The 24,380-nt window shown below is 71.7% G+C and carries 26 protein-coding genes and 1 tRNA gene; 20 read left to right on the top strand and 7 right to left on the bottom strand.

What is annotated here, in order from left to right; genetic code table 11:
• Nucleotides 1–33 precede the first annotated feature (33 nt).
• Nucleotides 34–672, top strand: a complete 639-nt coding sequence (locus ACDF64_RS04295) for a GntR family transcriptional regulator (protein WP_394553597.1) — start codon at nucleotides 34–36, stop codon at nucleotides 670–672.
• An 83-nt stretch (nucleotides 673–755) separates the two neighbouring features.
• Here the strand turns inward: ACDF64_RS04295 and ACDF64_RS04290 are convergent, their stop codons facing one another.
• The gene (locus ACDF64_RS04290; protein ID WP_394553596.1) at nucleotides 756–1,157 is read right to left on the bottom strand and encodes a PPOX class F420-dependent oxidoreductase; all 402 of its coding nucleotides are present in this window, start codon (nucleotides 1,155–1,157) and stop codon (nucleotides 756–758) included.
• An 88-nt stretch (nucleotides 1,158–1,245) separates the two neighbouring features.
• Here ACDF64_RS04290 and ACDF64_RS04285 point away from each other — a divergent pair, with 88 nt between their 5' ends.
• From ACDF64_RS04285 to ACDF64_RS04275, 3 genes are all read left to right on the top strand, one after another.
• Nucleotides 1,246–2,487: a sensor histidine kinase gene (locus ACDF64_RS04285; protein WP_394553595.1), complete on the top strand. Its 1,242-nt coding sequence runs from the start codon at nucleotides 1,246–1,248 to the stop codon at nucleotides 2,485–2,487.
• The gene (locus tag ACDF64_RS04280; RefSeq protein WP_394553594.1) at nucleotides 2,484–3,107 is read left to right on the top strand and encodes a response regulator; all 624 of its coding nucleotides are present in this window, start codon (nucleotides 2,484–2,486) and stop codon (nucleotides 3,105–3,107) included. The genes ACDF64_RS04285 and ACDF64_RS04280 overlap by 4 nt, the downstream gene beginning before the upstream one ends.
• Before the next feature lie 116 nt (nucleotides 3,108–3,223).
• Nucleotides 3,224–3,700, top strand: a complete 477-nt coding sequence (locus ACDF64_RS04275; protein ID WP_394553592.1) for a DUF2871 domain-containing protein — start codon at nucleotides 3,224–3,226, stop codon at nucleotides 3,698–3,700.
• 100 nt (nucleotides 3,701–3,800) lie between these two features.
• On the opposite strand, the gene ACDF64_RS04270 is transcribed toward ACDF64_RS04275, so the two are convergent.
• On the bottom strand, nucleotides 3,801–4,424 hold the full coding sequence (locus tag ACDF64_RS04270) for a TetR/AcrR family transcriptional regulator (protein WP_394553591.1): 624 nt from the start codon (nucleotides 4,422–4,424) through the stop codon (nucleotides 3,801–3,803).
• Nucleotides 4,425–4,604: 180 nt separating this feature from the next.
• On the opposite strand from ACDF64_RS04270, the gene ACDF64_RS04265 reads away from it, so the two are divergent.
• Genes ACDF64_RS04265 through ACDF64_RS04220 form a run of 10 tightly spaced genes read left to right on the top strand, consistent with a single transcriptional unit; the run spans nucleotide 4,605 to nucleotide 13,578 of the window.
• The gene (locus tag ACDF64_RS04265) at nucleotides 4,605–5,408 is read left to right on the top strand and encodes an enoyl-CoA hydratase/isomerase family protein (RefSeq protein ID WP_394553590.1); all 804 of its coding nucleotides are present in this window, start codon (nucleotides 4,605–4,607) and stop codon (nucleotides 5,406–5,408) included.
• The gene (locus ACDF64_RS04260) at nucleotides 5,405–6,298 is read left to right on the top strand and encodes a 3-hydroxyacyl-CoA dehydrogenase family protein (protein WP_394553589.1); all 894 of its coding nucleotides are present in this window, start codon (nucleotides 5,405–5,407) and stop codon (nucleotides 6,296–6,298) included. The genes ACDF64_RS04265 and ACDF64_RS04260 overlap by 4 nt, the downstream gene beginning before the upstream one ends.
• Nucleotides 6,295–8,472 (top strand): phenylacetic acid degradation bifunctional protein PaaZ, encoded by a 2,178-nt coding sequence (gene paaZ / locus ACDF64_RS04255; RefSeq protein ID WP_394553588.1) that lies wholly within the window; start codon nucleotides 6,295–6,297, stop codon nucleotides 8,470–8,472. The genes ACDF64_RS04260 and paaZ overlap by 4 nt, the downstream gene beginning before the upstream one ends.
• A 23-nt stretch (nucleotides 8,473–8,495) precedes the next feature.
• Complete coding sequence (gene paaI, locus ACDF64_RS04250) at nucleotides 8,496–8,888, top strand: hydroxyphenylacetyl-CoA thioesterase PaaI (protein WP_394553587.1); 393 nt, start codon at nucleotides 8,496–8,498, stop codon at nucleotides 8,886–8,888.
• Nucleotides 8,885–9,910 (top strand): 1,2-phenylacetyl-CoA epoxidase subunit PaaA, encoded by a 1,026-nt coding sequence (gene paaA, locus ACDF64_RS04245; RefSeq protein WP_394553586.1) that lies wholly within the window; start codon nucleotides 8,885–8,887, stop codon nucleotides 9,908–9,910. The genes paaI and paaA overlap by 4 nt, the downstream gene beginning before the upstream one ends.
• Nucleotides 9,910–10,215, top strand: coding sequence for a 1,2-phenylacetyl-CoA epoxidase subunit PaaB (gene paaB, locus ACDF64_RS04240; RefSeq protein WP_394553584.1), 306 nt, complete (start codon nucleotides 9,910–9,912; stop codon nucleotides 10,213–10,215). Before paaA ends, paaB begins: the two co-directional genes overlap by 1 nt.
• Nucleotides 10,212–11,075, top strand: a complete 864-nt coding sequence (gene paaC / locus ACDF64_RS04235) for a 1,2-phenylacetyl-CoA epoxidase subunit PaaC (RefSeq protein ID WP_394553582.1) — start codon at nucleotides 10,212–10,214, stop codon at nucleotides 11,073–11,075. The genes paaB and paaC overlap by 4 nt, the downstream gene beginning before the upstream one ends.
• On the top strand, nucleotides 11,075–11,599 hold the full coding sequence (gene paaD, locus ACDF64_RS04230) for a 1,2-phenylacetyl-CoA epoxidase subunit PaaD (RefSeq protein WP_394553581.1): 525 nt from the start codon (nucleotides 11,075–11,077) through the stop codon (nucleotides 11,597–11,599). The genes paaC and paaD overlap by 1 nt, the downstream gene beginning before the upstream one ends.
• A complete protein-coding gene (gene paaE / locus ACDF64_RS04225) occupies nucleotides 11,599–12,786 on the top strand; it encodes a 1,2-phenylacetyl-CoA epoxidase subunit PaaE (protein ID WP_394553580.1) in 1,188 nt (395 codons plus the stop codon). The genes paaD and paaE overlap by 1 nt, the downstream gene beginning before the upstream one ends.
• Nucleotides 12,787–12,795: 9 nt before the next feature.
• Nucleotides 12,796–13,578: an enoyl-CoA hydratase/isomerase family protein gene (locus ACDF64_RS04220; RefSeq protein WP_394553579.1), complete on the top strand. Its 783-nt coding sequence runs from the start codon at nucleotides 12,796–12,798 to the stop codon at nucleotides 13,576–13,578.
• A 74-nt stretch (nucleotides 13,579–13,652) separates the two neighbouring features.
• Here the strand turns inward: ACDF64_RS04220 and ACDF64_RS04215 are convergent, their stop codons facing one another.
• Nucleotides 13,653–14,675: an alpha-ketoacid dehydrogenase subunit beta gene (locus ACDF64_RS04215; protein ID WP_394553578.1), complete on the bottom strand. Its 1,023-nt coding sequence runs from the start codon at nucleotides 14,673–14,675 to the stop codon at nucleotides 13,653–13,655.
• On the bottom strand, nucleotides 14,672–15,772 hold the full coding sequence (gene pdhA / locus ACDF64_RS04210; protein WP_394553577.1) for a pyruvate dehydrogenase (acetyl-transferring) E1 component subunit alpha: 1,101 nt from the start codon (nucleotides 15,770–15,772) through the stop codon (nucleotides 14,672–14,674). Before pdhA ends, ACDF64_RS04215 begins: the two co-directional genes overlap by 4 nt.
• A 142-nt stretch (nucleotides 15,773–15,914) precedes the next feature.
• Here pdhA and ACDF64_RS04205 point away from each other — a divergent pair, with 142 nt between their 5' ends.
• Complete coding sequence (locus tag ACDF64_RS04205; protein WP_394553576.1) at nucleotides 15,915–16,397, top strand: Lrp/AsnC family transcriptional regulator; 483 nt, start codon at nucleotides 15,915–15,917, stop codon at nucleotides 16,395–16,397.
• Nucleotides 16,398–16,407: 10 nt separating this feature from the next.
• Here the strand turns inward: ACDF64_RS04205 and ACDF64_RS04200 are convergent, their stop codons facing one another.
• On the bottom strand, nucleotides 16,408–16,803 hold the full coding sequence (locus ACDF64_RS04200) for a RidA family protein (RefSeq protein WP_394553575.1): 396 nt from the start codon (nucleotides 16,801–16,803) through the stop codon (nucleotides 16,408–16,410).
• Between the two features lie 246 nt (nucleotides 16,804–17,049).
• Nucleotides 17,050–17,123: transfer RNA gene (locus ACDF64_RS04195), tRNA-Gly, on the bottom strand.
• Nucleotides 17,124–17,286: 163 nt separating this feature from the next.
• On the opposite strand from ACDF64_RS04195, the gene dcd reads away from it, so the two are divergent.
• Nucleotides 17,287–17,892 carry a dCTP deaminase gene (gene dcd / locus ACDF64_RS04190; RefSeq protein WP_394553574.1) on the top strand — a complete coding sequence of 202 codons (606 nt, stop codon included), beginning with the start codon at nucleotides 17,287–17,289 and terminating at the stop codon, nucleotides 17,890–17,892.
• 122 nt (nucleotides 17,893–18,014) lie between these two features.
• Here dcd and ACDF64_RS04185 read toward each other — a convergent pair whose 3' ends face one another.
• Entirely contained in the window at nucleotides 18,015–19,394 is a 1,380-nt protein-coding gene (locus ACDF64_RS04185; RefSeq protein ID WP_394553573.1) for an acyl-CoA thioesterase/bile acid-CoA:amino acid N-acyltransferase family protein, read from the bottom strand.
• Between the two features lie 302 nt (nucleotides 19,395–19,696).
• On the opposite strand from ACDF64_RS04185, the gene ACDF64_RS04180 reads away from it, so the two are divergent.
• The 4 genes from ACDF64_RS04180 (at nucleotide 19,697) to ACDF64_RS04165 (ending at nucleotide 24,338) form a co-directional block, all read left to right on the top strand.
• Nucleotides 19,697–20,563, top strand: a complete 867-nt coding sequence (locus tag ACDF64_RS04180) for an aldo/keto reductase (RefSeq protein WP_394553572.1) — start codon at nucleotides 19,697–19,699, stop codon at nucleotides 20,561–20,563.
• Nucleotides 20,564–20,620: 57 nt separating this feature from the next.
• On the top strand, nucleotides 20,621–22,291 hold the full coding sequence (locus ACDF64_RS04175; RefSeq protein ID WP_394553571.1) for an ABC transporter substrate-binding protein: 1,671 nt from the start codon (nucleotides 20,621–20,623) through the stop codon (nucleotides 22,289–22,291).
• Nucleotides 22,292–22,410: 119 nt separating this feature from the next.
• A complete protein-coding gene (locus ACDF64_RS04170) occupies nucleotides 22,411–23,457 on the top strand; it encodes an ABC transporter permease (RefSeq protein ID WP_394553570.1) in 1,047 nt (348 codons plus the stop codon).
• Entirely contained in the window at nucleotides 23,454–24,338 is an 885-nt protein-coding gene (locus ACDF64_RS04165) for an ABC transporter permease (protein WP_394553569.1), read from the top strand. The genes ACDF64_RS04170 and ACDF64_RS04165 overlap by 4 nt, the downstream gene beginning before the upstream one ends.
• Nucleotides 24,339–24,380 lie beyond the last annotated feature (42 nt).

Below are 24,380 nucleotides of genomic sequence, written 5' to 3'. Positions count from 1 at the left end.
TGGACGGTCGATGTACACGAATCGAGGGGCGAAGTGGAACGAGCACCGCTATATCCGCACCTGCGGGCCGACCTGCTGGCCGGGCGGTTCGCGCGCGACGAGCTGCTGCTGGAGGGCCGGCTCGCCGAGCAGTACGGCGTCTCGCGCACGCCGGTCCGGGAGGCGCTCAGCCGCCTCGAGCAGGAGGGCCTGATCGTCCGTGCGGTGCGCGGATTCAGCATCCGCTCGGGCACGCCCGAGGACGTCATCGAGATCTACGACGTCCGGAGCGTGCTCGAGCAGGCGGCCGCCGCGGCGGCCGCGATCGGCCGGACCGAGCTCCAGCTCGCCGAGCTCTCGCAGCTCCAGCACGAGGCGGAGACGTCGACGGATGCCTCGGTCGCGCGCGCCCGCAACTCCGCGTGGCACGAACTGCTCTGGACCGCGTCGCAGAACGCCACCCTCGAGTCGACGCTGCGGGGCCTGCTCGCGCGCCTGCGCATCTTCGATCGCGAGTCGGAGCACCGCGACGACCTCGCCGAGACGATCGTCGAGCATGCGGCGGTGCTCGACGCCCTCCGTCGCCGGGACGCCGACGCCGCGAGTGCCGCGATGGCCGACCACCTCGCCCGGACCAAGCGCGAGCGCCTCGCGGCCTTCGCGCGCCGCCGGGTCGTCGGCACGCCGGAGTAGGTCCGATCCGGCGGCGCGCGGTGGCGCTCGGTGGCGCTCGGCCTGCTCGGCCCTCGGGGTCGCTCAGTCCCCCCGGTGCCCGCTCAGGCCGCCGAGGCCCAGACGCCCGCCGACCCGAGCGCGCGCTCGGGCTCGATGCGGAGCACGACGCGCGTGGGGTTCACGCGCGGCGCGCGATAGCGCTCGGTGTACAGGGCGACCGCGTGCGCGACCGCCTCGGGGTCGCGCTCGATCACCGCGGTGCCGGCGATGCTGAGCCACATCGGGCCGGCGACCTGGGCGACCGTGGCGCGCGGGTCGCGCTCGACGTTGCGCACCTTCTGGCTGCCGTCGGACGTGATGATGCGCACGACGCCGGCGACGAACGTGAACCCGACGGCGACGACGTGCAGTCCGCCGTCGGGACCGATGGTCGACAGCGTCGCCAGGTGGTGTTCCGAGGCGAACCGGAGCCCGGCGTCGGTCAGGGCGGGGAGGGTGCGCATCCGTCCATCCTCGCCGACGCGGCGGCGGCGCGGCGACATCCTCCCGGATGCGGTCGTGGGCGGGCGTCGACCGGGGAAGAATCGAGGCGTGGGGAAGCGGCAGGCGAACCGGAGCGCGCACCCCGGCGCGCACCCGGCCGCGAGCCGCGGGATCCGCGTCGGGCAGGTCGCGATCACGGCCGTGCTGATCGTCGTCGCGGCGGTCCTCGCCGTCGCCGACGGCACGCCGCTCGCGTGGGTGCTCGCGGTGTCGTTCGTGTTCGCGGGCTGGTACGTCGGCGGCCTCCTGCTCGGCGCCCGCACGCGAGAACCTGCCGTCGCGACCTGGTGGCTCGCGGGGCTCACCCTCATCTGGGCCGGCGCCGTCGTCGTCTCGCCCGAGTTCGTCTGGCTGGCGTTCTCGCTGTGGCTCCTCGCGGGCTTCATCCTGCCGACGGCGTGGGCGATCGCCTTCAGCGCGGTCGTCCTCGGGATCGTCATCGCCGCGCCCGTCGTGCACACCGGCACGACGTCGTACGCGAGCGTGATCGGGCCGCTCGTCGGCGGCGTGTTCGCGGTCGGCATCGCGCGCGGGTACCTCGTGCTGGTGCGGGACGGCGAGGAACGGCGTCGGCTGGTCGCGTCCCTCGTGTCGGCGCAGGACGAGATGGCGCAGCTGCAGGACGAACTGGCCCGCACCCAGCGGGAGTCGGGGGCGGGCGTCGAACGGACGCGCCTGTCGCGGGACATCCACGACACCGTCGCCCAGAGCCTGACCTCGATCGGCATGCTCGCCCGCGCCGCCGGCGCCGACGACCCGGATCAGGCACGACGCGCCCTGGCGCAGATCGCCGAGCTCGCGCAGGACGGGCTCGGCGACACGCGCCGCATCGTCGCGGCGCTGACGCCCGCCGAGCTCGAGGGCTCGGCCCTCGGCGACGCGCTGCGCCGCATGCTGTCGCGCCTGCACGAGACGACCGGCATCCGGGCCGACCTGCACGTCGACCCCACGGTGCCCGCCCTGCCCATGGCGACCGAGGTGGCGCTGCTGCGCACCGCGCAGTCAGCGCTCGCGAACGTGACGGCGCACGCGCGCGCGGGTCGCGTGGTGGTCAGCCTGATCGACGCCGGCGACGCGGTGCGCCTGGACGTCGTCGACGACGGCATCGGCTTCGATGCCTCGGCCTGGAACGCGAAGCGCCCGCCGGGCGACGGCGGCGGATACGGGCTGCGCGCGATGCGCGCCAGGCTGCGCGAGCTCGGCGGCGGCCTCGACGTCGAGAGTGCGCCGGGCGACGGCACGGCGCTGTCGGCCTCGGTCCCGATCGGCTCGTCGGGCGGCGCCGGATGACCCGCCATCGCGTGCTGCTCGTCGACGACCACCCGATCGTGCGGGCCGGGCTGCGCGCGCTCTTCGCGACCGACGACGACGTCGAGATCGTCGGCGAGGCCGGCACCGGGGAGGAGGCGGTCGCGCTCGCGCGGCACCTGCATCCCGACGTCGTGCTCTGCGACCTCCGGATGGGCGACGGCATGGACGGCGTGCAGACGACCGCCGCGCTGCGGGCGCTCGACCCGCGTCCCGCCGTGCTCATCCTCACCACGTTCGACCGCGACGCCGAGATCCTGGGCGCGATCGAGGCCGATGCGGCCGGCTACCTGCTGAAGGATGCCCCGCCCGAGCAGATCGCGCGCGCGATCCACCGGGCGGCCGCCGGGCAGCTCGTCCTCTCGCCCGAGCTCGGCGAACGCGTCGCCGAGGTCATGCGGGCGCCGCGGGTGCGCCTCACCGAGCGCGAGCTCGAGGTGCTGCGCCTGCTCGACACCGGGGCATCCAACCGCGAGATCGCGCGGGCGCTGTTCGTGAGCGAGGCGACGGTGAAGACGCACCTCGTGCACGTGTTCGAGAAGCTGGGGGTCGACTCGCGGTCGCGCGCGGTCGCCGTCGCGCGGGAGACCGGGCTGATCTGAGCGGGCGATCCGCCGGCGCCGCTCCGCTCCGCAGGGGCCGGTCGATCTCAACCATTCGGATGATCCGGGCCGTCGCCGTCGCGCGGAGGCTGGATGCAGACCCTGAAAGGAACCCGATGCGCCGCCTGTTCATCGCCTCGTTCGCCTACCTGATCGCCGGGGTCGCCTCCGGCCTCTTCTACCGCGAATTCACCAAGCTGAACGACTTCCCCGAGGGCGAGCCCACCCAGCTCGGCCTCGCCCACACCCACCTGCTGACCCTCGGGTTCATCGTGCTGCTCATCGTGCTCGTGCTCGAGAAGCTGTTCGTGCTCTCGGACAACCGCCGGCTCTTCGGCTGGTTCTTCTGGCTCTACAACGCCGGGCTGATCCTGACGTCGGCCATGCTGATCTGGCACGGCAGCCTCACCGTGCTCGGCGAGGAGTCGTCGAAGATGATCGCGGGGATCGCCGGCACCGGGCACATGCTCCTGACCGCCGCGATGGTGCTGCTCTGCCTCGCGCTCGGCCGCGCGATCGCGCGCGACCGCGACCGCGTGGCGGGGTCCGTCGACGCGCTCGATCGCCCGGAGGTCGCGGCGGCCGCCGCCTGACCTGCGGACACCTGCGCGCGGGGCACGCCCCGCGGACCCGCCCCACAGGGACCGGACGGCCGGCCCGCGTCACCGCGGCCGGCCGTTCGCGTGCGGGCGCTCAGCCGTGCGCGACGCGCAGGCCGCCCATGGCGATGGCGACGACGTCGGCGCTGAGCTTCGCGGCATCCTCCGGTCCCGACGGGCGGTACCACTCGACGATCGAGTTCACCATGCCGAACAGGAGCCGGGTCGCGACGCCGGCCTCGACGTCGGACCGGATCGTGCCCTCGCCCTGGGCCTCGCGCACGAGCCGCGTGAGCTCCTGGTCGAATGCGCGCCGGCGATCCAGCGCGGCCCGCTCGACCTCGCTGTTGCCGCGCACGCGCAGCAGGAGGGTCACGTACGGCAGTCGCTCGACCAGGACCGTCACGGCGCCCGTGAGGGCCAGTTGCAGCCGCTCGCCGGCGGTGACGTCGGCGGCGATCGCGTCGCGCAGCGCCCCCTCGAGTCCGTCGAGCGCCTCGTCGAGCGCGCGCCGCAGCAGTTCCTCCTTCGAGGAGAAGTGGTGGTAGATGGCCGACTTGCCGAGGCCCAGGCGCTCGGCGAGGGTCGCGACGGACGTCGCGTCGTACCCCTGCTCGTTGAACACGGCCACGGCGACTTCGAGGATGCCCCGCCGGTCGTAGCCCGGGCGCCCTCGGCGGTGCTCAGCCGCACCTTCGCTCGCCGAGGACGCATTCACACTCGGGATTCTGCCACTCGACCGGACGGGCCGGCCGGGAGGCCGCGCCGGGCGCCGGCCGCGCCGGGCGCGCGCCGCGCCGGGCCCTTGCCGCGCGTGCGTACGCCGCGCATACTATTTACTGACCGAACGATTGGTCAGTAATTCGGAACGCGGACGACGGGTCAGGAGCGGGCGCACATGGGCGATGCCTTCACCGCGGGACGCACGCGCCCACCGGTGGGCGGCGCGCGGAGCGGGTCGGCGACCGAGCCGCTCGTGATCGTCGCCGGCCGCGACCGCGTCGTCGCCACCCTGAACCGACCGGAGGCCCGCAACGCGATCGACCAGGCCGTCGTCGACGCGCTGCACGCGCTCTGCGCGCAGCTCGAGGCGATCCCGCGCGTGCTCATCCTCACCGGCGCGGACGGTGTCTTCGCGTCCGGCGCCGACATCGCCGAACTCCGGGACCGACGCGCGGCCGACGCGCTCCGCGGCATCAACACGGCGGCCTTCCAGCGCGTGCGCGCCTTGCCCATGCCCGTGATCGCCGCGATCGACGGCTACGCACTCGGCGGCGGCGCCGAGCTCGCCTACGCGGCCGACCTCCGCCTCGGGACGCCGTCGACCCGGATCGGCAACCCCGAGACCGGGCTCGGCATCATCCCCGCGGCCGGTGCGACCTGGCGGCTCCCGCAGCTCGTCGGCGAGGCGCGGGCCGCCGAGCTGCTGCTGACGGGCCGGATCCTCGACGCGGACACCGCGCTCGCGTGGGGCCTCCTGAACGCGGTCCACCCCGCGGAGGAGCTCCTCGCGGCCGCGCACGCGCTGGCCGACCGCATCGTCGCGAACGACGCGCTTGCGACCCGGTACGCCAAGCGCGCGCTGCAGGCGCCCGCCGCGGAGCATCCCCGGCTCGACCTCGAATCGCAGGCCGAGCTCTTCGAGCGGCCCGAGAAGCACGACCGGATGACCGCGTTCCTCGAGCGGAGGCGGTCGTCGTGACGGGCACCGACGTGACGGGCATCGACGCGACGGGCATCGGCGCACCGGGCCGGGTCGGCGTGCTCGGCGGCGGACGCATGGGCGCCGGCATCGCGCACGCCTTCGTGCTCGCCGGCTCCCACGTCGTGGTCGTCGAACGCGACCCGGCGGCGGCGGCCGCGGCCGAGGAGCGGATCGCCGCCGTGCTCGAGCGCAGCGTCGAGCGGGATGCCTCGCTGCCGCCGCTCGCCGAGCTCCGCGCGCGCGTCGCGACGGGCACCGATCTCGCGGCGTTCGCCGACCGCGACCTCGTCGTCGAGGCCGTCCCGGAGGACCGCGACCTCAAGGCCGACGCGCTGCGCCGTGCCGAGGCGGCCATGCCCGCATCGGGCGTGCTCGCCACCAACACGTCGTCCATCTCGATCGACGACCTCGCCGCGCACCTCGACCGCCCGAACCGCTTCCTCGGGCTGCACTTCTTCAACCCCGTCCCGGCGTCCGACCTCGTGGAGGTCGTCATCGGCCATGCGACCGACGCCGAGCTCGAGGCATCCGCCCGCGCCTGGGTGGCCGCGCTCGGCAAGGTTTCGGTGGTCGTCCGGGATGCCCCGGGCTTCGCATCGAGCCGCCTGGGCGTCGCGCTCGCGCTCGAGGCGATCCGCATGCTCGAGGAGGGCGTCGCGAGCGCCGACGACATCGACGCGGCCATGCGGCTCGGGTACCGGCATCCGGTGGGCCCCCTCCGCACCACCGACCTCGTCGGCCTCGACGTGCGCCTCGGCATCGCCGAGGAACTGCACGCGAAGCTCGGCGACCGATTCACGCCGCCGGCGCTCCTGCGCCGCTTGGTCGCCGACGGGCATCTCGGCCGGAAGACCGGCCGCGGCTTCTACGAATGGAGCGAGACATGAGCAGCATCCTCCCGAGCTACCTGCACGGCGCGTGGTGGACACCCGCGAGCGACGACGACGCGGTCGAGATCCGGGATGCCTCGACCGGCGAGGTCGTCACGCGGGCGAGCACCGCCGGGATCGACCTGCGGGCGGCCGTCGCGTACGCGCGGAGCGTCGGGCAGCGCACGCTCGGGGAGCTCACCTTCCACCAGCGAGCGCTCCTCCTGAAGCAGCTCGCGCTCGTGCTCACCGAGCACAAGGCGGAGCTGACCGAGCTGAGCAAGCGCGCCGGTTCGACCGCACGCGACTCGCTCAACGACGTCGACGGCGGCATCGGCGTCCTGTTCACGTACGCCTCGAAGGGCCGGCGCGAACTGCCCAACGCGCAGGCCTACCTCGACGGGCCCGCCGAGTCCCTCGCGAAGGACGGCAGCTTCCTCGGCCGACACCTCTACACGCGCCGCACCGGCGTGGCCGTGCAGGTCAACGCCTTCAACTTCCCGATGTGGGGCGCGCTCGAGAAGTTCGCGCCGGCGTTCCTCGCGGGCGTGCCGTCGATCGTGAAGCCGGCCACCCAGACCGCGTTCATCGCCGAGGCGTGGGTGCGGATCCTCGTGGACTCGGGACTCCTCCCCGACGGATCGCTCCAGCTCGTCAGCGGCAGCGCGCCGGGCCTGCTCGACGTGCTCGGGCTCGGCGACGTGGTCGCCTTCACCGGGAGCGCCTCGACCGCGGACCTGCTGCGTGCGCACCCGCGCGTGCAGGACGGCACCGTCGTGCTCTCGGCCGAGACCGACTCGCTCAACGCCTCGGTGCTCGGGCCCGACATCCTGCCAGGCATGCCCGAGTTCGACGCGTACGTGAAGCAGCTCTTCGTCGAGCTCACGACGAAGGCGGGCCAGAAGTGCACCGCGATCCGCCGGGCCATCGTCCCCACCGCGGCCGAGGGCCCGGTCGTGGACGCCCTCCGCGCCCTGATCGCCCAGCGCGTCGTGATCGGCGACCCGCACGCCGAGGGCGTCACCATGGGCCCGCTCGTCTCGACCGCGCAACGCGACGAGGTCCTCCACCAGGTCGCCGCCCTCGAGGCGGCCGGCGGCACCATCCTGCTCGGCTCGACCGATGCACCCGACGTCGTCCACGCGGACGGCAGCACCGGGCCCGCTCGCGACGGGGCGTTCGTGGAGCCGATCCTCCTCGGCTTCACGGATGCAGGCACCCCCGCGGTCCACGAGATCGAGGCCTTCGGCCCCGTCGCGAGCGTGCTCACCTACGCCACGGTCGAGGAGGCGGCCGACCTGGTCGTCCGGGGCGGCGGCTCGCTCGTCACGAGTGCGGTCACCAACGATCCCGCGGTCGCGGTCGAACTCCTCACCCGGATCGCCTCGGCGAACGGACGCGTGCTCTTCCTCAGCCACGACAACCTGCGGACCTCGACCGGGCACGGCGCACCGGTGCCGCACCTCGTGCACGGCGGCCCCGGCCGGGCCGGCGGCACCGAGGAGCTCGGAGGCATCCGCGCCGTCCTCCACTACATGCAGCGCACCGCGATCCAGGGGTCGCCCGAGATGCTGACGGCCCTCACCGGGACCTGGCACGCCGGGGCGCCGAGCAGTGCGGCGGGCCGGCACCCGTTCCGGAAGTCGCTCGACGAACTGCGGATCGGCGACCGGGTCGCGTCCGAACTGCGGGCGGTGACCCTCGAGGACATCGAGACGTTCGCCCACTTCACGGGCGACACGTTCTACGCCCACATGGACGAGGAGGCCGCGGCCGCGAACCCGTTCTTCCCGGGCCGCGTCGCGCACGGCTACCTGCTGGTGTCCTGGGCGGCGGGCCTGTTCGTCGACCCCGCACCGGGCCCGGTGCTCGCGAACTCCGGCCTCGAGAACCTGCGCTTCACGACCCCGGTCTCCCCGGACGACTCGATCCGGGTCATCCTCACCGCGAAGCAGATCACGCCGCGCGAGACCGACGAGTACGGCGAGGTGCGCTGGGACGCCGTCATCCTGAACCAGCGCGACGAGGTCGTCGCCACCTACGACGTGCTCACGCTCGTCGCGAAGCACTGGGACGACGAGGATGCCACGGCCGACGCATCCGACCCGGCCGTCGCGGCCCAGGCCGCCGAGGCCGCCGACCCGGCCGTCGCCGTCGGGGTCGGCGCCGCCGCCGTCGCGGAGGTGCCGTGATGGGCGCCGCGACCGTGCGACCGATGATCGCCCGCGACCGGGCATCCAACGCGCTCGGCATGCGCGTCGAGCAGGACGAGCCCGGCGTCGCGGTCGTGAGCATGGCGGTGCGCGACGACATGCTCAACGGCTTCGACATCGTGCACGGGGGCTTCATCTTCGCCCTCGCCGACACGGCGTTCGCGATCGCCTGCAACGACCTGGACGACGACCGCGTCACGGTCGCGTCGGGCGCCGACATCGCGTTCCTGAAGCAGGTGCCCGCGGGCCGGCGCCTCACCGCCACCGCCCGGCGACGCGCCGGGAACGGCCGCACGGGCCTCTTCGACGTCACCGTGACCGACGACACGGGCGACGTCGTGGCCGAGTTCCGCGGCCGCTCGACCACCACGAACCAGACAAGGAGCCGATCATGACGACGCGACTCGACCCGGGGCATCCGGCACACGCGGCCCCCGAGCCCACGAACCCGGAGCCCGCGGCCGCCGTTCCCGACCCCGCCGAACTGCAGCAGCGCTTCGACGACCTCATCGCCGCGGAGTCCCGCATCGAACCGCGCGACTGGATGCCCGAGGCGTACCGGAAGACCCTCATCCGCCAGATCTCCCAGCACGCGCACTCCGAGATCATCGGCATGCAGCCCGAGGGCAACTGGATCAGCCGTGCCCCGAGCCTGAAGCGCAAGGCGATCCTCATAGCCAAGGTCCAGGACGAGGCCGGCCACGGGCTGTACCTCTACTCGGCCGCGCAGACCCTCGGCATCACGCGCGACGAGATGACCCGCCAGCTCATCGACGGCCGGGCGAAGTACTCGTCGATCTTCAACTACCCGACCCCGACCTGGGCCGACATGGGCGCGATCGGATGGCTCGTCGACGGCGCCGCGATCTGCAACCAGGTCCCGCTGTGCCGGGCCTCCTACGGCCCGTACGGGCGCGCGATGGTCCGCATCTGCAAGGAGGAGTCGTTCCACCAGCGGCAGGGGTTCGAGATCCTGCTCGCGCTCATGCAGGGCACCGACGCGCAGCGCGCGATGGCGCAGGACGCCGTGGACCGCTGGTACTGGCCGAGCCTCATGATGTTCGGCCCGCCCGACGACGCCTCGCCGAACTCCGCGCAGTCGATGGCGTGGAAGATCAAGCGGTTCTCCAACGACGACCTCCGCCAGCGGTTCATCGGCATGCTCGTGCCGCAGGCCGAGGCCCTCGGCGTGACCCTGCCCGACCCCGAGCTGCGGTGGGACGACGACGCGCAGCGCTGGCACACGAGCCCGATCGACTGGGACGAGTTCGCCGAGGTGCTCGGGGGCCGCGGTCCCATGAACGCGGTCCGGATCCAGCACCGGCGCCGCGCCGACGAGGACGGCGCCTGGGTGCGCGAGGCCGCGGCCGAGTACGCGCGCAAGCAGGCCGAGCGCACGGCGGGGCGGGCCGCCTGATGAGCACCCCCGGGTCCGACGCCCACGAGCCCTGGCCCCTGTGGGAGGTGTTCGTGCGCGCGAACCGCGGGCTCTCGCACGTGCACGCCGGCTCGCTGCACGCGCCCGATGCCGACTTCGCGCTGCGGAACGCCCGCGACCTGTACACGCGTCGCGGCGAGGGGACGAGCGTGTGGGTCGTCCCCGCCGACGCGATCACGACGAGCGACCCCGACTCGAAGGGCGCGTTCTTCGAGTCGCCCGCCGGCAAGAACTACCGGCACGCGAAGTACTACACCGCGAGCGAGGGGGTGCCGCACCTGTGACCGACATCCGTTCGTCGAGGAGCGCCGCCGGAGGCGACGCCTCTCGAGACGCGCACGGCGACGTCACGGTCGACGAGGTCGTGCTCGCCGCCGAATTCACCGGCGCCGACCGGCGCGCCGCGAGCGCCGAGGTCGCGGAGTACGCGCTCCAGCTCGGCGACGACGCCCTGATCCTCGCCCAGCAGCTCGGCGGATGGATCGCCCGCGCGCCGGAGCTCGAGGAGGACGTCGCGCTCGCGAACATCGCGCTCGACCTGCTCGGCCACGCTCGGTCCCTGCTGCGCTACGCGGGCAGCTTCGACGGGCGGAGCGAGGACGACCTGGCGTTCCTGCGCGACGAGCCCGAGTTCCGGAGCGCGTGGCTGTTCGAGCAGCCGAACGGCGACTTCGCGCACACGATCGCGCGACAGCTCGTCGCCTCGACCTACCTGTTCGAGCTCTACGGCGCGCTCGCCGGCTCCACCGACCCCGCGCTCGCCGCGATCGCGGCCAAGGCGGTCAAGGAGGTCGAGTACCACCGCGACCACGCGATCCAGTGGACGCTGCGACTCGCGGGCGGGACGTCCGAGTCGAGGGCGAGGATGCTCCGCGCCGTCGACGACGTGTGGCCCTACGTGGACGAGCTCTTCCGCGACGATCCGCTCATCGACCGGTTGGGCGACGCCGCCGTCCGCCCGTCGACGCTCCGCCCGGCGTTCGACGAGGTGATCGCCGCGGTCTTCCACGAGGCCGAGCTCGAGGTGCCGAACGGGCCGCCGTCGGCGGCGGGCGGGCGGCACGGGCGTCACTTCTCGTCGCTCGGCCACCTCCTGGCGGAGATGCAGGTCCTCGCCAGGCAGCACCCGGGAGCGCGATGGTGATGTCCGATCGCACCGTCGACACGACCCGGACCGCGAGTCCGGCGCCGACCGAGCAGGACGCCCGGCGCATCGCGGCCGCGGTGTGCGACCCCGAGGTTCCGGTGCTCACGATCGAGGACCTCGGGATCCTCCGCGACGTGCGCGTCCGCGACGGCAGGGTGGCCGTCGCGATCACGCCCACCTACTCCGGATGTCCCGCGGTGGACGCGATCCGCGACGACCTCGGCCTCGCGCTCACCGCGGCCGGGTTCGACGAGGTCACGGTCGACGTCGTCCTCGCGCCGGCCTGGACGACCGACTGGATGAGCGAGGAGGGCAAGCGCAAGCTCGTCGCGTTCGGCATCGCACCGCCCACGGGCCGAGCCGCCGTGTCCGGACCGGTGCGGCTGCGGCTCGCGGTCCGCTGCCCGCGGTGCGGCTCGCTCGACACCCGCGAGGTGTCCCGGTTCGGCTCGACCGCGTGCAAGGCGCTGTTCGAATGCCGCGCGTGCCTCGAGCCCTTCGACCACTTCAAGGTGCACTGATGGCCGCGACGCGCGCGACACCGGCGGCTTCGGCGACCGAGGCCACCCGCACGGCCGAGGCGCTCCTCCACAACGCGGTCGGCGGCCCGTCCGCCGGCGCGCGCAGGCGCAGCCGGTTCCACTCGCTCGCCGTCGCCGACGTGCGGACCCTGACCGACGAGGCGATCGAGGTCACGTTCGCCGTTCCCGACGACCTCGTCGACGAGTACGACTACCTCCCGGGCCAGTTCGTCGCGTTGCGCGCACGCGTGGACGGCGAGCCGGTGCGACGCTCCTACTCGTTGTGCCGGCCGCCGGCCCCCGGCTCGATCAGCATCGCGATCAAGCGGGACCGCGGCGGGCGGTTCTCGACCTGGGCGCACGCGAGCCTCCGGCCGGGCGACGTGCTCGACGTCATGAGCCCCGAGGGCACGTTCACCTCGACGCTCGCGGACCTCGACGGCGCCACGGTCGCCGGCATCGCCGCCGGCTCGGGCATCACGCCGATGATGGCGCTCGCCGCGGCGGTGCTGGGGCGCTCGGAGACCTCCCGGTTCGAGCTCGTCTACACGAACCGCTCCACGTCCGACGTCATGTTCGTCGAGGAGCTCGCCGACCTGAAGGACCGGTACCCGACGAGGTTCGCACTGCACCACGTGCTGTCGCGCGAACGGCGCACGTCCCCGGTGCTCTCGGGCCGCATCGACGAACCCCGGCTCCGGGTCATCCTCGAACGCCTCGTGATCCCGGCCACCGTGGACGAGTGGTTCCTCTGCGGGCCGATGGAGCTCGTGCAGCTCTGCCGGGCCGCGCTCGAGGACTGCGGCGTCGAGCGCCGGCACGTCCGCTACGAGCTCTTCACGACGGGCGACGAGCCGGCGCGGCGCGGTCCGGCGCGGCCGGTCGACCCCGCCGACGCCGGGCCGAAGACCCTGATCGAGTTCACGCTCGACGGCCAGTCGGCGACCGTCGAGAGCCCCGAGGCCGCGCGCGAGTCGATCCTCGACGCGGCGCTGCGCGTGCGCCCGGACACGCCGTTCGCGTGCGCCGGCGGCGTCTGCGGCACGTGCCGCGCCCGCCTCCTGGAGGGGTCCGTGAACATGACCGAGAACTACGCGCTCGAACCCGACGAGCTCGAGCGCGGGTACATCCTCACCTGCCAATCCCACCCGTCGACCGCGCGCGTGCGCGTCGACTACGACGTCTAGGAGGTTCGGATGGTCGCACTCGACATCGACGACGGGCTCGCGCAGGTCGTCCTCGACGCCCCGTCCCGGCTGAACGCGCTGAACGAGGACGACCTGCGCGACCTCGGCGCGGCGTACGACGAGGCCGAGCGCGCCGGCGTGCGGGCGCTCGTGCTGCGCGCCGAGGGGCGGGCGTTCTGCGCGGGCCGCGACATCTCCGCGGTCGACCCGCGCGACGACGACGTGCTCGGCTACCTCGGCGGCAGGGTCACCCCGCTGCTGCGCCGCATGGCGGAGTTCCCGGCGCCGACCTTCGCGGCGGCGCAGGGTGCGGCCCTCGGCGTCGGCCTCGGGCTGCTCATCGCGACCGACGTCGTCTACGTCGCCGACGACGCCCGCATCGGCTCGCCGTTCGCCGCGCTCGGCGCCACGCTCGACTCGGGCGGCCACTGGCTGTTCCTCGACCGGCTGGGTGCGCACAAGGCGCTCGACCTGATCTACACGGGCCGGCTGATGAGCGGCGCCGAGGCGGTGCAGTCGGGCCTGTTCTCGCGCGCGCTCCCCGCGGACGAGCTCGCGGCGACGACCGTCGAGGTCGCGCGGAAGGCGGCCGGCGGGGCGACCGAGGCGTTCCTGGCCAGCAAGCACCTCGTGCAGCGCCTGCGCGACGAGCGCCTCGCCCTCTGGGACTCGATCGACCTCGAGAACGCCGCCCAGGCCGCGCTCTGCGACACCGACGACTACCGCGAGGGGTTCGCGGCGTTCCAGGAGAAGCGGGCGCCGAGCTTCACCGGTGGCCGTCGGCCCCGGTAGTCGGCCCCCGTACCGGTCGTCGGCCCCGTCCCGGTCGTCAGCCCCGTCCCGGTCGTCGGCCCCAGTCCCGGTCGTCAGCCCCAGTAGAGCGTGTCGACCGCGTCGAGCACGCGGTTCGCGTCGGGCAGGTGGTGGTGTTCGAGCTTCGGCGGCGCGTACGGGATGTCGAAGCCCGTGACCCGCCGCACGGGCGCCTCGAGGAACTCGAAGCAGTGCTCGCCGATCCTTGCCGCGAGCTCCGCAGCGACGCTCGCGTACCCGGGAGCCTCGGCCACGACCACCGCACGTCCGGTCGACCGGACCGCCGCGAGGATCGTCTCGTCGTCGCACGGGCTGAGGGTGCGCACGTCGACGACCTGGATGCTCCGCCCGTCCTCCTCGCCGAGGGCGGCGGCGGCCAGCGCGACCGGGACCATCGCGCCGTACGCGACGAGCGTGACGTCGGTTCCGGGCCGGACGACGGCCGCCCGGCCGATCGCCACCGGGGTGCCCGGATCGACCGCGCCCTTGGTCCAGTACAGCTTCTTGGGCTCGAGGAAGACGACCGGGTCGGGGAACTCGATCGCCGCGCGCATCAGGCCGTACGCGTCCTGCGGCGTGGCGGGGGCGACGACCGTGAGGCCCGGCGTGTGGGCGTAGTAGGCCTCCGACGAGTCGCTGTGGTGCTCGACGCCGCCGATGCCGCCGCCCGACGGCATCCGGATCACCATCGGCAGGCGCACCGCGCCGCGGGTCCGGTTGCCCATCTTCGCGACGTGGCTGACGATCTGCTCGAAGGCCGGGTAGGCGAACGCGTCGAACTGCATCTCGACGACCGGGCGCATGCCGTTCATCGCCATGCCGACCGCCGTGCCGACGATGCCCGATTCGGCGAGCGGCGTGTCGAAGCAGCGCTCCTCGCCGAAGCGGCGCGTGAGCCCGTCGGTGACGCGGAAGACGCCGCCGAGCCGGCCCACGTCCTCGCCGAACACGACGACGCTCGGGTCGGCGGCGAGGGCGTCCGCGAGTGCGAGGTCGATGGCGCCGGCCATCGTCAGGGTCTGCGCGCCGGTCGGCGACGGAGTGCCCTGCTGCCGGGTCGCGTCGAGCATGGTCATCGCCCCTCCTCCTCGCCGGCGCGGGCGAGCTCGCCCTGCAGGCCGAGCCATTGCGCCTCCAGTTGCGGCGTCCGCTGCGCGTACACGAACCGGAACAGGTCCTCGGGGTCGACCGCCGCTTCGCGGCCCATCGCCTCGCGCAGGTCCGCCGCGACCGCGTCGGCCTCGCGCGCGATCGCGTCCTCGAGCCGGTCCGTGAGTGCGCCGGCCTCGACGAGGAAGGTGCGCACGCGGGTGAGCGGGTCGCGCGCGACCCAGGCCGCGACATCCTCGCGCTCGCGATACCGGGTGTCGTCGTCGGCGTTCGTGTGCGCCTGCATCCGGTACGTGTGGGCCTCGACGAGCGTCGCACCGCCGCCGGCCCGCGCGTGCGCGACGGCCTCGTCGAGCAGGGCGAGCACGGCGGCCACGTCGTTCCCGTCGACGCGGATGCCCCGGACGCCGTAGCCGACGCCCTTCGCGGCGAGTGACGACGCCGCGGACTGCCGGGAGAGCGGCACCGAGATCGCGAACTCGTTGTTCTGCACGAAGAAGACCACCGGTGCGGCGAACACGGCGGCGAAGTTCATCGCCTCGTGGAAGTCGCCTTCGCTCGTGGCGCCGTCGCCGCACATCGCGAGCACGACAGTGGGCTCGCCGCGGAACCGGGCCGCCTGCGCGACGCCGACGGCGTGCAGCAGTTGGGTCGCGAGCGGCGTCGCCTGCGGCGCGACGTGGCGTTCGCGGGGGTCGTAGCCCGAGTGCCAGTCGCCGCGCAGGAGCGTGAGCGTCTCCTCCGGGTCGACGCCGCGCGTGATCACGGCGACCGAGTCGCGGTAGGTGGGGAACAGCCAGTCCCCGTCGGCGAGCGCGAGCGCCGCGGCGACCTGGCAGGCCTCCTGCCCGTGCGATGACGGGTACACGGCGAGCCGGCCCTGCCGGACCAGCGCGGTGCACTCCTCGTTCACGCGGCGCCCGACGACGAGCCCGCGGTACGCCTCGACGAGTCGGTCGAGCCCGGGGGCCTCGTACTCGGGGTCGGCCACGGCGCGCCCGCTCGGATCGATCAGCTGCAGGGGAACCTCGCGGGGGAGCAGGGGTTCGCCGTCGTCGCGCATGGTGCTCTCCTTCGAGCTCGCCGTCGGGCCGGACGTCCTGCCTCCAAGCATCCGTCCCCTGCGCCGGATGATCGCGAACCCTTGACGGATCGCAGACGATTCGTCAGATTTCTCACGTGAGGGTCGAGGATGTCTCGATCGGATGCCCCGATGGCTGGAGGATGACGCGCCCATGCTGGACGACATCGATCGGACGATCCTCGACGTGCTGCGCGAGGACGCGAGGGCCTCGGTCAACGCGATCGCGCAACGCCTGAGCATCTCGCGGGCGAACGCGTACGCGCGCATCCGCCGACTCTCCGACAGCGGGGTGCTGCTCGGGTACACGATCCGCACCGACGCCGTGCTCGAGGGCTTCCACTCGTCGGCGTACGTCGCGCTGTCGGTCGAGCAGGCCGAGTGGCAGGCGATCCGCGCGGGCCTGATCGCCCTGCCCGAGGTCGAGCACGTCGCGCTCGTCGGCGGCGAGTTCGACGTGCTCGCGCTCGTGCGCGCGCGCGACAACCGCGACCTCCGCCGCATCGTCCTGCACGCGATCCAGTCGATGCCCGGCGTGCGCTCGACGCGGACGTACCTGGTGTTCGAGGACTTCGACGCGCACCACGGCGGCGGGCGCCAGGCGTGAGCCCGTGGGCTCAGCGCTGGGGTGTCGCGGCGACGAGCTCGATCTCGACGCGAGCGCCGAGCGGGAGGCCCGCGACCGCGACGGTCGTGCGCGCCGGGTACGGCGCCGTGAAGGTCTCGCCGTAGACGGCGTTCATGCCCTGGAAGTCGTCCATCGAGGTGAGGTACACGTTCACCTTGACGACCTCCTCGAGGCCGAGCCCGGCCGCCTCGAGCACCGCGCGGAGGTTGGCGAACGCCTGCCGCGTCTGGGCGCCGATGTCGCCGTCCACGAGCCGGCCGGTCGCCGGGTCGATCGGGGTCTGCCCCGACAGGAAGTGGAGTCCGGCACCCGGCGCGGTCGCGGCGTGCGCGTAGGGGCCGATGGCGGCGGGAGCGGCCGGGGCGTCGACGGTCGTTCGGGTCATGGGCCCATCGTCGCAGGCTCATGCCGACCGGTGGTCGAGGAGTGCTCGGTCCCTGCGCCATCCGCCGCTGGTCGAGGAGCGCGAAAGCGGGGCGAGCCATCCGCTGGTCGAGTAGCGCCCGAGCGGAGCGAGGACGCGTATCGAGACCAACTCGCCATGGTCTCGATACGCGTCGCCTCCGGCGGCGCTACTCGACCACCGTGGGGAGGGCGCACCGACTCGGCCGACGGGAGGGGCTGAGGGAAATGGAGCCGATGACGGGAATCGAACCCGCGCTGTCTGCTTGGGAAGCAGAAGTTCTGCCATTGAACTACATCGGCATGCACCGACCGGCGGTGCGCGACCCATCCTAACAACGACGGCCGGGTTCTTCGCATCGGCGGGTGCGGGCGGTCTCGACACGATCGACGCGCCGCCTCTCCGGCCAGTGGGGCGGTCGCGGACCGCCCCACCCGCACCGCCCGCGGTGGCTAGGCTGGCCGGGTGCTGCTCTCCGACCGCGACATCCGTGCCGAGCTCGAGCGAGGACGCATCGCGCTCGAGCCATCCGATCCGTCGATGCTGCAGCCCAGCAGCATCGACGTGCGCCTCGACCGCTACTTCCGGTTGTTCGACAACCACAAGTACCCGTTCATCGATCCGGCGGTCGACCAGCCCGAGCTGACCCACCTCATCGAGGTGAAGCCCGACGAGCCGTTCATCCTGCATCCGAACGAGTTCGTGCTCGCGTCGACGTTCGAGGCGGTCACGTTGCCCGACGACGTCGCGGCGCGCCTGGAGGGCAAGAGTTCGCTCGGCCGGCTCGGCCTGCTGACGCACTCGACGGCCGGCTTCATCGACCCCGGGTTCACGGGCCACGTCACCCTCGAACTGAGCAACGTCGCGACCCTGCCGATCAAGCTCTGGCCCGGCATGAAGATCGGGCAGATGTGCTTCTTCCGGCTGTCGTCGCCGTCGGAGAAGCCGTACGGCTCGGCCGACTACTCGAGCCGGTACCAGGGCCAGCGGGGCCCGACGGCGTCGCGCTCGTTCCAGAACTTCCACCGCACGGATGTCGGCGTGACCGACGCGGGGTCGGCGGGGCGCTGACCCCTCACGCCGCGTCGACCGCCGGCCGCTGACGCGCGCCTCCCGGTATCACGGCACCGACCCGGGAGCCGGCGCGGGCGGACCGGCGACGGAGGAGGGGCGACCCGCCGGAACGGTGTTCCTCACGACCGCGCACTCGCCGGTCGACGGAGGTTCCGGTCGAGGAATTCGAGGACCTTCGGCCACAGATCGTTGCGCGCGGCCGCAATCCCCTCCGGGGTGCCGCCGAGCGCGAGCACGAGCGGCGGACCGTCGCTTCCCGGCTGCTTCCAGAACATCCGGTTGAGGGTGGCCGGGGCGTGCGCGGGCCCGAGGGTGTGGCCGGCCTGGTCGTAGCTGAGGTGAGTCACCTCGTACTCGAAGCCGTGCTCACGCAGGCGATCGACCACCCAGTCGCCGTAGATGGCGGACGGCCAGAGCGTGTCGTCCCGGCCCGAAACGATCAGAATGGCGCCCTGGGTGTTCTCCACCGGGATCTGCGCCGCCCGGTGCAACTCGGTGTGCTGCGCGCGACGCAGGTGGTCGACTGCTCCGAGATAGGCGCCTTCGCGTAGGTCGAGGTCGCCGCGCGGGGCTGTGGGCAACCGATGCGAGAGGTAGGGCAGCGGTTCGCCGCCATGGGTCCAGGCTGCGCGCTCTTCGGTGGCGCCGGCACCCTGAATGGCGGGGTGCAGGTGATCGCTCGGAACCCAGGCGACCACGACGCTGAATTGCGGATAGCGCGCGCCGAGCAGCAGCGCCAACTCGCCGCCGCGTGAGACGCCGTTGATCGCGATTCGGCCGGCGTCGAGCCGCGGGTCGGTGTCGATGTAGGCGAGTGCGCGCTCGAAGTATTCCAGCGGGATCTCGGTGAGCGTCGGCGGAACCCCCTCCCCGGCCTGGAAGTAGGCGAGCGCAATGGCGGCGAACCCGTGCGAGGCGTAGAGAGCGGCGAGGCCGTCCGGGATACCACCGGTCGACCCCGGCACCACCACGACGACGGGGAACGGTCCCTCACCCTCGGGAAGGAACAGGTTCCCCACGAGCTCGGGGTCGGGGACGTGCTCACGGTGCACCGTCGGAGCGATCGGTAGCCGCACCGTCGCCGTCTCGGCGCTGCGGCCGTCCTGCGTCTCGGCCCGCAACGTGATCGTGTACGGCTCGAGCCGGGTATTCACGAAACGCGAGTCGAGTCCGGTCCGGGCATCCTCCTCGTTCGTCGCGAGCGACCAGAGAAGTCCGTTCGCGTCGGCGCGCAGGTAGCTGCCGTTGACTGGCGTGTCCGTGCTGAGGTCCACGGCGCCGTTCGAGTCCGCCGCCACGACGATCGCCGAGCTGTAGACGACCCCGGCCGCGTCCTGAGTGGTGGCCGTGATCGTGATCGGCTCCCGTGGCGCGAAGCCGCTGAGCAGGATGCTCACGGGCTGATCGATGAGCGCTGCGGAGGGCTCGACAGCGATGACGGGCGTCGCGGTGGCGGTCGCGGTCGCGGTCGCGGTGTCGGGGGTGAGCGTTTCTGGCACAGCTCTCTGAGTAGCTCAACCAGGTCGAGAACACGCCATTGCGTGACGAATCGGACGCAGTCTTACGTCTCGTTACCCCGCAGTCCTGCTTCTTGTGACGCCCCGAGTCGCTCCCCACCGTCAAAACACGCCGCTTTGTGACGAATCGGACGCCGTCTTACATTTCTTTACCCTCGACGTTCCTCACCGATGGCACGCCCATACGGTTGGCCGAGCCCGCACATCGGCGGGGCTGGAGCACACATCGACACCGACAGGGAGCAACGATGCCCGAGACTCTTGCGAGTCAATCGACGACCTGGTTGCTCGGCGGCGACCTGCCGATCGGACGTGTCGGCTTCGGGGCCGCCGACATCGTCGGACACAAAGCGTGGGGCCCGGCACCCGACCCCGAGGCATCCGGATCGTTGCTGCGGGCCGTGCTCGACGCGGGCATCAACTACATCGACGTCGCGGATGCCCACGGCCCGCACTACGCCGAACAGCTCATCCGCGACACCCTGAAGCCCTACCCGGATTCGCTCGTGGTCGGCACCAAGGGCGGCATGACCCGAGGTGGTCCGGACATCTGGGGTGTGCTGGGACGGCCGGAGTACCTGACCCAGGCGCTGGAGTTCAGCCTTCGCAACCTCGGTGTCGAGCGGATCGACCTGTATCAGCTGCACCGGATCGACCGCCAGGTCCCCCTCGCCGATCAGGTGGGAACCCTCGCCGAGCTTCAGCGGCAGGGCAAGATCCGTCACATCGGACTCTCAGAGGTCACCGTCGAGCAACTCACCGCCGCGCGAGAGATCGTCGAGATCGTGTCGGTGCAGAACCACTACCACCTCGGCGACCGCACGTTCGAGGCCGTCATCGACGAGGCCGAGCGCCTCGGAATCGCGTTCATCCCCTTCTTCCCGTTCGGACATCGGGCGCTGCTCGAACCCGGCACCGGATTCGCGCCGTTAGCCGAAAAGTATGGGATCTCCGTTCCGCAGCTGATCCTGGCCTGGCTGCTGCAACGCTCGCCCGTCGTCGTTCCGATCCCCGGAAGCAGCAATCCGGCCCACCTGCGAGCCAACGCCCGCGCGGGTGAGATCACGTTGTCCCAAGAGGACTACGACGCCGTGGATGCGATCGGCCTGCACCTGCAGGAGCTCACCCCACCGCGCGTATTCACCATGTGACCCGCACGACCGCGTCTGCCGAACACAGCACACCCACCCTCCCGACTGGAGCACCCCATGAGATCCCTGAAACGCACCACCACCACCGTGATCGCCGCCCTCGCGGTCGTCGCGCTGATGGCCGGCTGTTCGTCCGACTCCTCCACACCTGAGGAGGAGACCCCATCCGAGCCGGTCAGCGGCGGCGTATTGGTCTACGACCACGACGTCGAGCCGTTCAGCTTCGACCCGCAGGCCAACGCGGACATGTCGAACCAGATCGTGGCGGTGAACATCTTCGACACCCTGCTTCAGCACGGCAACGACGGAAAGTTCTATCCGCAACTCGCCGAGACCTGGGAGGTCTCCGACGACGGCCTCACCTACGACTTCACCCTCCGCGAGGACGTCACCTTCCACGACGGAACCCCGGTGGACGCGGCCGCGATCAAGGCGAACTGGGATCGTGGCAGCACCGGATCCACGAGCGGCACCGTGTTCGGAAACATCGCGCAGCGCGGTGGGACCTTCACCGTGACCGGGCCGCTCAGCTTCCAGATCAAGCTGACCGCTCCCTACGCGACCACCCTCGACGATCTGTCCTTCCCCGGATCGGCCATCATCGCCCCTGCAGCGTTGACCCCCGCGGGCCTCACCGCGCTCGCCTCTGGAACCGGCCTGATCGGGTCCGGACCATTCAAGGTGGTCTCCTACACCAAGGGCAGCGAGCTGGTCCTCGAGCGGAACGCGGAGTACAACTGGGGGCCGGGCAGCGGCGACCACCAGGGTCCGGCCTACCTCGACGGAATCGAGATCCGATTCGTTCCCGAGGCGGGAAACCGCGTCGGTGCCCTCACCAGCGGCCAGGCCGATGCGATCATCCAGGTCCCGACGTCGAGCATCGCGTCGGTGAAGTCCGACCCGGACCTGCAGCTTCAGGTCAACGACGCGTCCGGCATGCCCTACGTGCTCGAGTTGAACCAGCTCGCGGGCAAGCCGTTCAGCGACCCTGACGTTCGTGAAGCGTTCCGCACCGGAATCGACATCGATGGGCTTCTCGAGGCCGTCTACAGCGGTACCGCGAAGCGCGCTTGGTCCATCGTGACCGAGCCGTCGGCGCCGATCGGTTCCTCCGCCCAGGAAGACCTCACCGGGGCATTCGAGTACGACCAGAAGGCCGCGAACAAGCTGCTCGACAAGGCCGGCTACACGACCAAGGACTCCGAGGGGTACCGCACGAAGGACGGCCAGCGCCTGAGCGTGACCTGGTTGGTGCGCGCACCCAACATCCGTGACCAGCGCGATGTGCTGGCCCAGGGCATCCAGGCCGAGGCGAAGGAACTCGGTATCGAGGTCGTGATCAACCCGGTCGACAACGCCACCTACTTCGCGACGTTGAAGGCGAACGACTACGACCTGTCGGACACCAGCCTGACCCGTGCGGATGCCTACATCGTCTATGCGGCCCTGAGCAGCAAGTTCGTCGCTGCGAACGGTGGCTACAACTGGTCCAACACGGTCGACCCCGAGATCGACGCGCTGCTGGCCACGCAGTTCACCGCTCTCGACGACCAGACCCGGATCGATGCCTTCCAGGAAGTGCAGCAGATCGTCAACGAGCAGGCGGCGCTCATCCCGATCAACGTGCTGCAGTACCGGATCGGTTCTGCCAGTTACGTGCACGGGATCGGCTTCCAGCTGGGCGGATTCCCGTTGTTCTACGACTCCTGGATCGACGGCAAGGAGTAGCAGCACTCGGGCCCAGCACCAGCACTCGTGGTGGGCGGACCGTCTCGCCGGGCCGCCCACCACATCACCGCCTCAGCGGTGGAACCGACTCAGCGCACTGCACAGGGAGGAACAGTTCGATGGCGACACCCCACTTCGTGGAACAGCTGGACCGGGAAGACGTCCTTCCCTCGGCGGCACGAGACAGTGCACCCGAGCGGGCACGGTACCCGTGGTTCCGAGTGCTGGTGCGGATCGTCGTCGACGCGATCCTCGTGCTGTGGGGCGCGGCGACGCTCTCGTTCTTCGTGATGCAGGCGCTGCCGGGCGAACCCGTCGACGTACTCATCACCGATCCGGAAGCACCGCAGGAGCTGCGCGACCAGATCACACGCGAGTACGGACTCGATCAGCCGCTCTGGATCCAGTACGTGGTGTTCCTCGGCCGGCTCGCTCGAGGCAATCTCGGCCAGTCCTTTCAGCTTCGCAAGCCCGTGGCGGATGCGATCGGCGCCGAGATGTGGCCCACCATCACGCTGACCGTGGTCGCCTTCTTCCTGGCGATTCTGATCGCGTCGATCGCCGCAGTGCTCACGTCGGGTCGGGCGAAGGTCGCGCGAGCATCCGCGTCGTTCATCGAACTGACGATCATCTCGGTGCCCACGTTCTGGATCGGACTGCTGCTGCTCGCCGCCTTCTCGTACACGATCCCGATCTTCCCCGACTCGGGTGATCGAGGGCCGATCTCGCTCGTTCTCCCCGCGATCACCGTCGCGGCCGCGATGATCGGCACCCTCGCCCAGATCCTGCGGCAGGGAATGGAATCGACCCTCGGCCAGCCCTTCATCCTGTCGGCGCGCAGCCGCGGGATCAGCGAAACCTCGGTCCGCGTGCGGCACGCGTACCGGCACTCGATGCTTGCCGGGATCACCCTCTCCGCGATGTTCTTCGGGTTCCTCCTCGGCGGCGCCGTCATCACCGAGACCATATTCGCCCGGCCGGGTATCGGCCGCCTGGCCCTCAGCGCGATCAACAGCCAGGACATCCCCCTGGTGATCGGAGTGGTCATCTTCAGCTCGATCGCGTTCGTGATCGTCAACAGCATCGTCGATCTGCTCTACCCGCTCATCGACCCGCGTCTGCGCCAGGTGCACGTGCAGGGCGGCTTCACGGGGCGTGCAGCGTGAGCGTCGGCGAGGCCTCCCTCGAGACCGCGGCGCTCGCCGTTCGCCCAGTACGTACCGCGCGCAAGACCTTCGTCGCGCCCTACGCGCGCTGGATCCTGCCGAGCACCCTGGTGGTGCTGTTCCTGCTGATGGCGTTCTTTCCGGCACTGTTCACACCGCTCGATCCGGACGCCACCGAGTTCAAGGCCGCCCTCGAACCGCCGAGTGCGGACCATATCTTCGGCACGGATCCGATCGGCCGAGACCTCTACACGCGGGTCGTCTACGGCGCCGGGCTCTCGCTCATCGTGGGGGTCGCCGCGACGGTGTTCAGCATCGTGGTCGGCGCCATCGTCGGTGCGATCGCCGGGATCGCGGGTGGAATCGCGGACCGCCTGATCTCGCGCGTGCTCGACATCCTGCTCGCGTTTCCCGGCATCCTGCTCGCCATGCTCACCGTGGTGGTGCTGGGTCCCAGCATCGTGAACCTCGCCATCGCGATCGGGCTGAGTTCCTTTCCGGGTTCGGCGCGACTGGTTCGCGCGCAGGTGATGCTGGTGGTGCGCTCCGGATACGTGGAGACCGCCAAGACGCTCGGTCGTTCGAAGTTCCACCTCGTGACCACGCATGTGATCCCGAATTCGATCAGCCCGCTGCTCGTGCTCACCACCATCGGTGTGGGAGGCGCGATCCTGAGTGCCGCTGCACTCAGCTTCATCGGCTTGGGCGCGGCGCCGCCGCAGTCGGAGTGGGGTCTCCTGCTCAGCGATTCGCGCGCCCAGTTGCAGGACGCACCGTGGCTGGGATTCTTCCCCGGTGTCGTCCTGGTCGTCGCGGTGATCGCGATCACCGCGCTGGGTCGACTCGTGCAGGAACGCTTCGAAGGCAGGGCCCCCAATTGACCAGCATCTCGACCCTGCGCGTTTCACCGCGCTCGAGCACCA

The sequence above is a fragment of the Agromyces sp. MMS24-JH15 genome, from assembly GCF_043518605.1.
Lineage (GTDB): Bacteria > Actinomycetota > Actinomycetes > Actinomycetales > Microbacteriaceae > Agromyces.
Note: the sequence above shows the minus strand (reverse complement) of the source record. Positions and strands in the feature narration are given on the sequence as shown.

Bases quoted from the DNA above. Each gene is read 5' to 3' on its own strand.
- ACDF64_RS04175 (WP_394553571.1), top strand. From the start codon at position 20,621: ATGAGATCCCTGAAACGCACCACCACCACCGTGATCGCCGCCCTCGCG.
- paaI (WP_394553587.1), top strand. From the start codon at position 8,496: ATGATCGCCCGCGACCGGGCATCCAACGCGCTCGGCATGCGCGTCGAG.
- paaZ (WP_394553588.1), top strand. From the start codon at position 6,295: ATGAGCAGCATCCTCCCGAGCTACCTGCACGGCGCGTGGTGGACACCC.
- paaA (WP_394553586.1), top strand. From the start codon at position 8,885: ATGACGACGCGACTCGACCCGGGGCATCCGGCACACGCGGCCCCCGAG.
- ACDF64_RS04220 (WP_394553579.1), top strand. From the start codon at position 12,796: ATGGTCGCACTCGACATCGACGACGGGCTCGCGCAGGTCGTCCTCGAC.
- ACDF64_RS04205 (WP_394553576.1), top strand. From the start codon at position 15,915: ATGCCCCGATGGCTGGAGGATGACGCGCCCATGCTGGACGACATCGAT.
- paaE (WP_394553580.1), top strand. From the start codon at position 11,599: ATGGCCGCGACGCGCGCGACACCGGCGGCTTCGGCGACCGAGGCCACC.
- ACDF64_RS04215 (WP_394553578.1), bottom strand. From the start codon at position 14,675: ATGACCATGCTCGACGCGACCCGGCAGCAGGGCACTCCGTCGCCGACC.
- pdhA (WP_394553577.1), bottom strand. From the start codon at position 15,772: ATGCGCGACGACGGCGAACCCCTGCTCCCCCGCGAGGTTCCCCTGCAG.
- paaB (WP_394553584.1), top strand. From the start codon at position 9,910: ATGAGCACCCCCGGGTCCGACGCCCACGAGCCCTGGCCCCTGTGGGAG.
- paaD (WP_394553581.1), top strand. From the start codon at position 11,075: ATGTCCGATCGCACCGTCGACACGACCCGGACCGCGAGTCCGGCGCCG.
- ACDF64_RS04200 (WP_394553575.1), bottom strand. From the start codon at position 16,803: ATGACCCGAACGACCGTCGACGCCCCGGCCGCTCCCGCCGCCATCGGC.
- ACDF64_RS04170 (WP_394553570.1), top strand. From the start codon at position 22,411: ATGGCGACACCCCACTTCGTGGAACAGCTGGACCGGGAAGACGTCCTT.
- ACDF64_RS04290 (WP_394553596.1), bottom strand. From the start codon at position 1,157: ATGCGCACCCTCCCCGCCCTGACCGACGCCGGGCTCCGGTTCGCCTCG.
- ACDF64_RS04275 (WP_394553592.1), top strand. From the start codon at position 3,224: ATGCGCCGCCTGTTCATCGCCTCGTTCGCCTACCTGATCGCCGGGGTC.
- ACDF64_RS04265 (WP_394553590.1), top strand. From the start codon at position 4,605: ATGGGCGATGCCTTCACCGCGGGACGCACGCGCCCACCGGTGGGCGGC.
- ACDF64_RS04280 (WP_394553594.1), top strand. From the start codon at position 2,484: ATGACCCGCCATCGCGTGCTGCTCGTCGACGACCACCCGATCGTGCGG.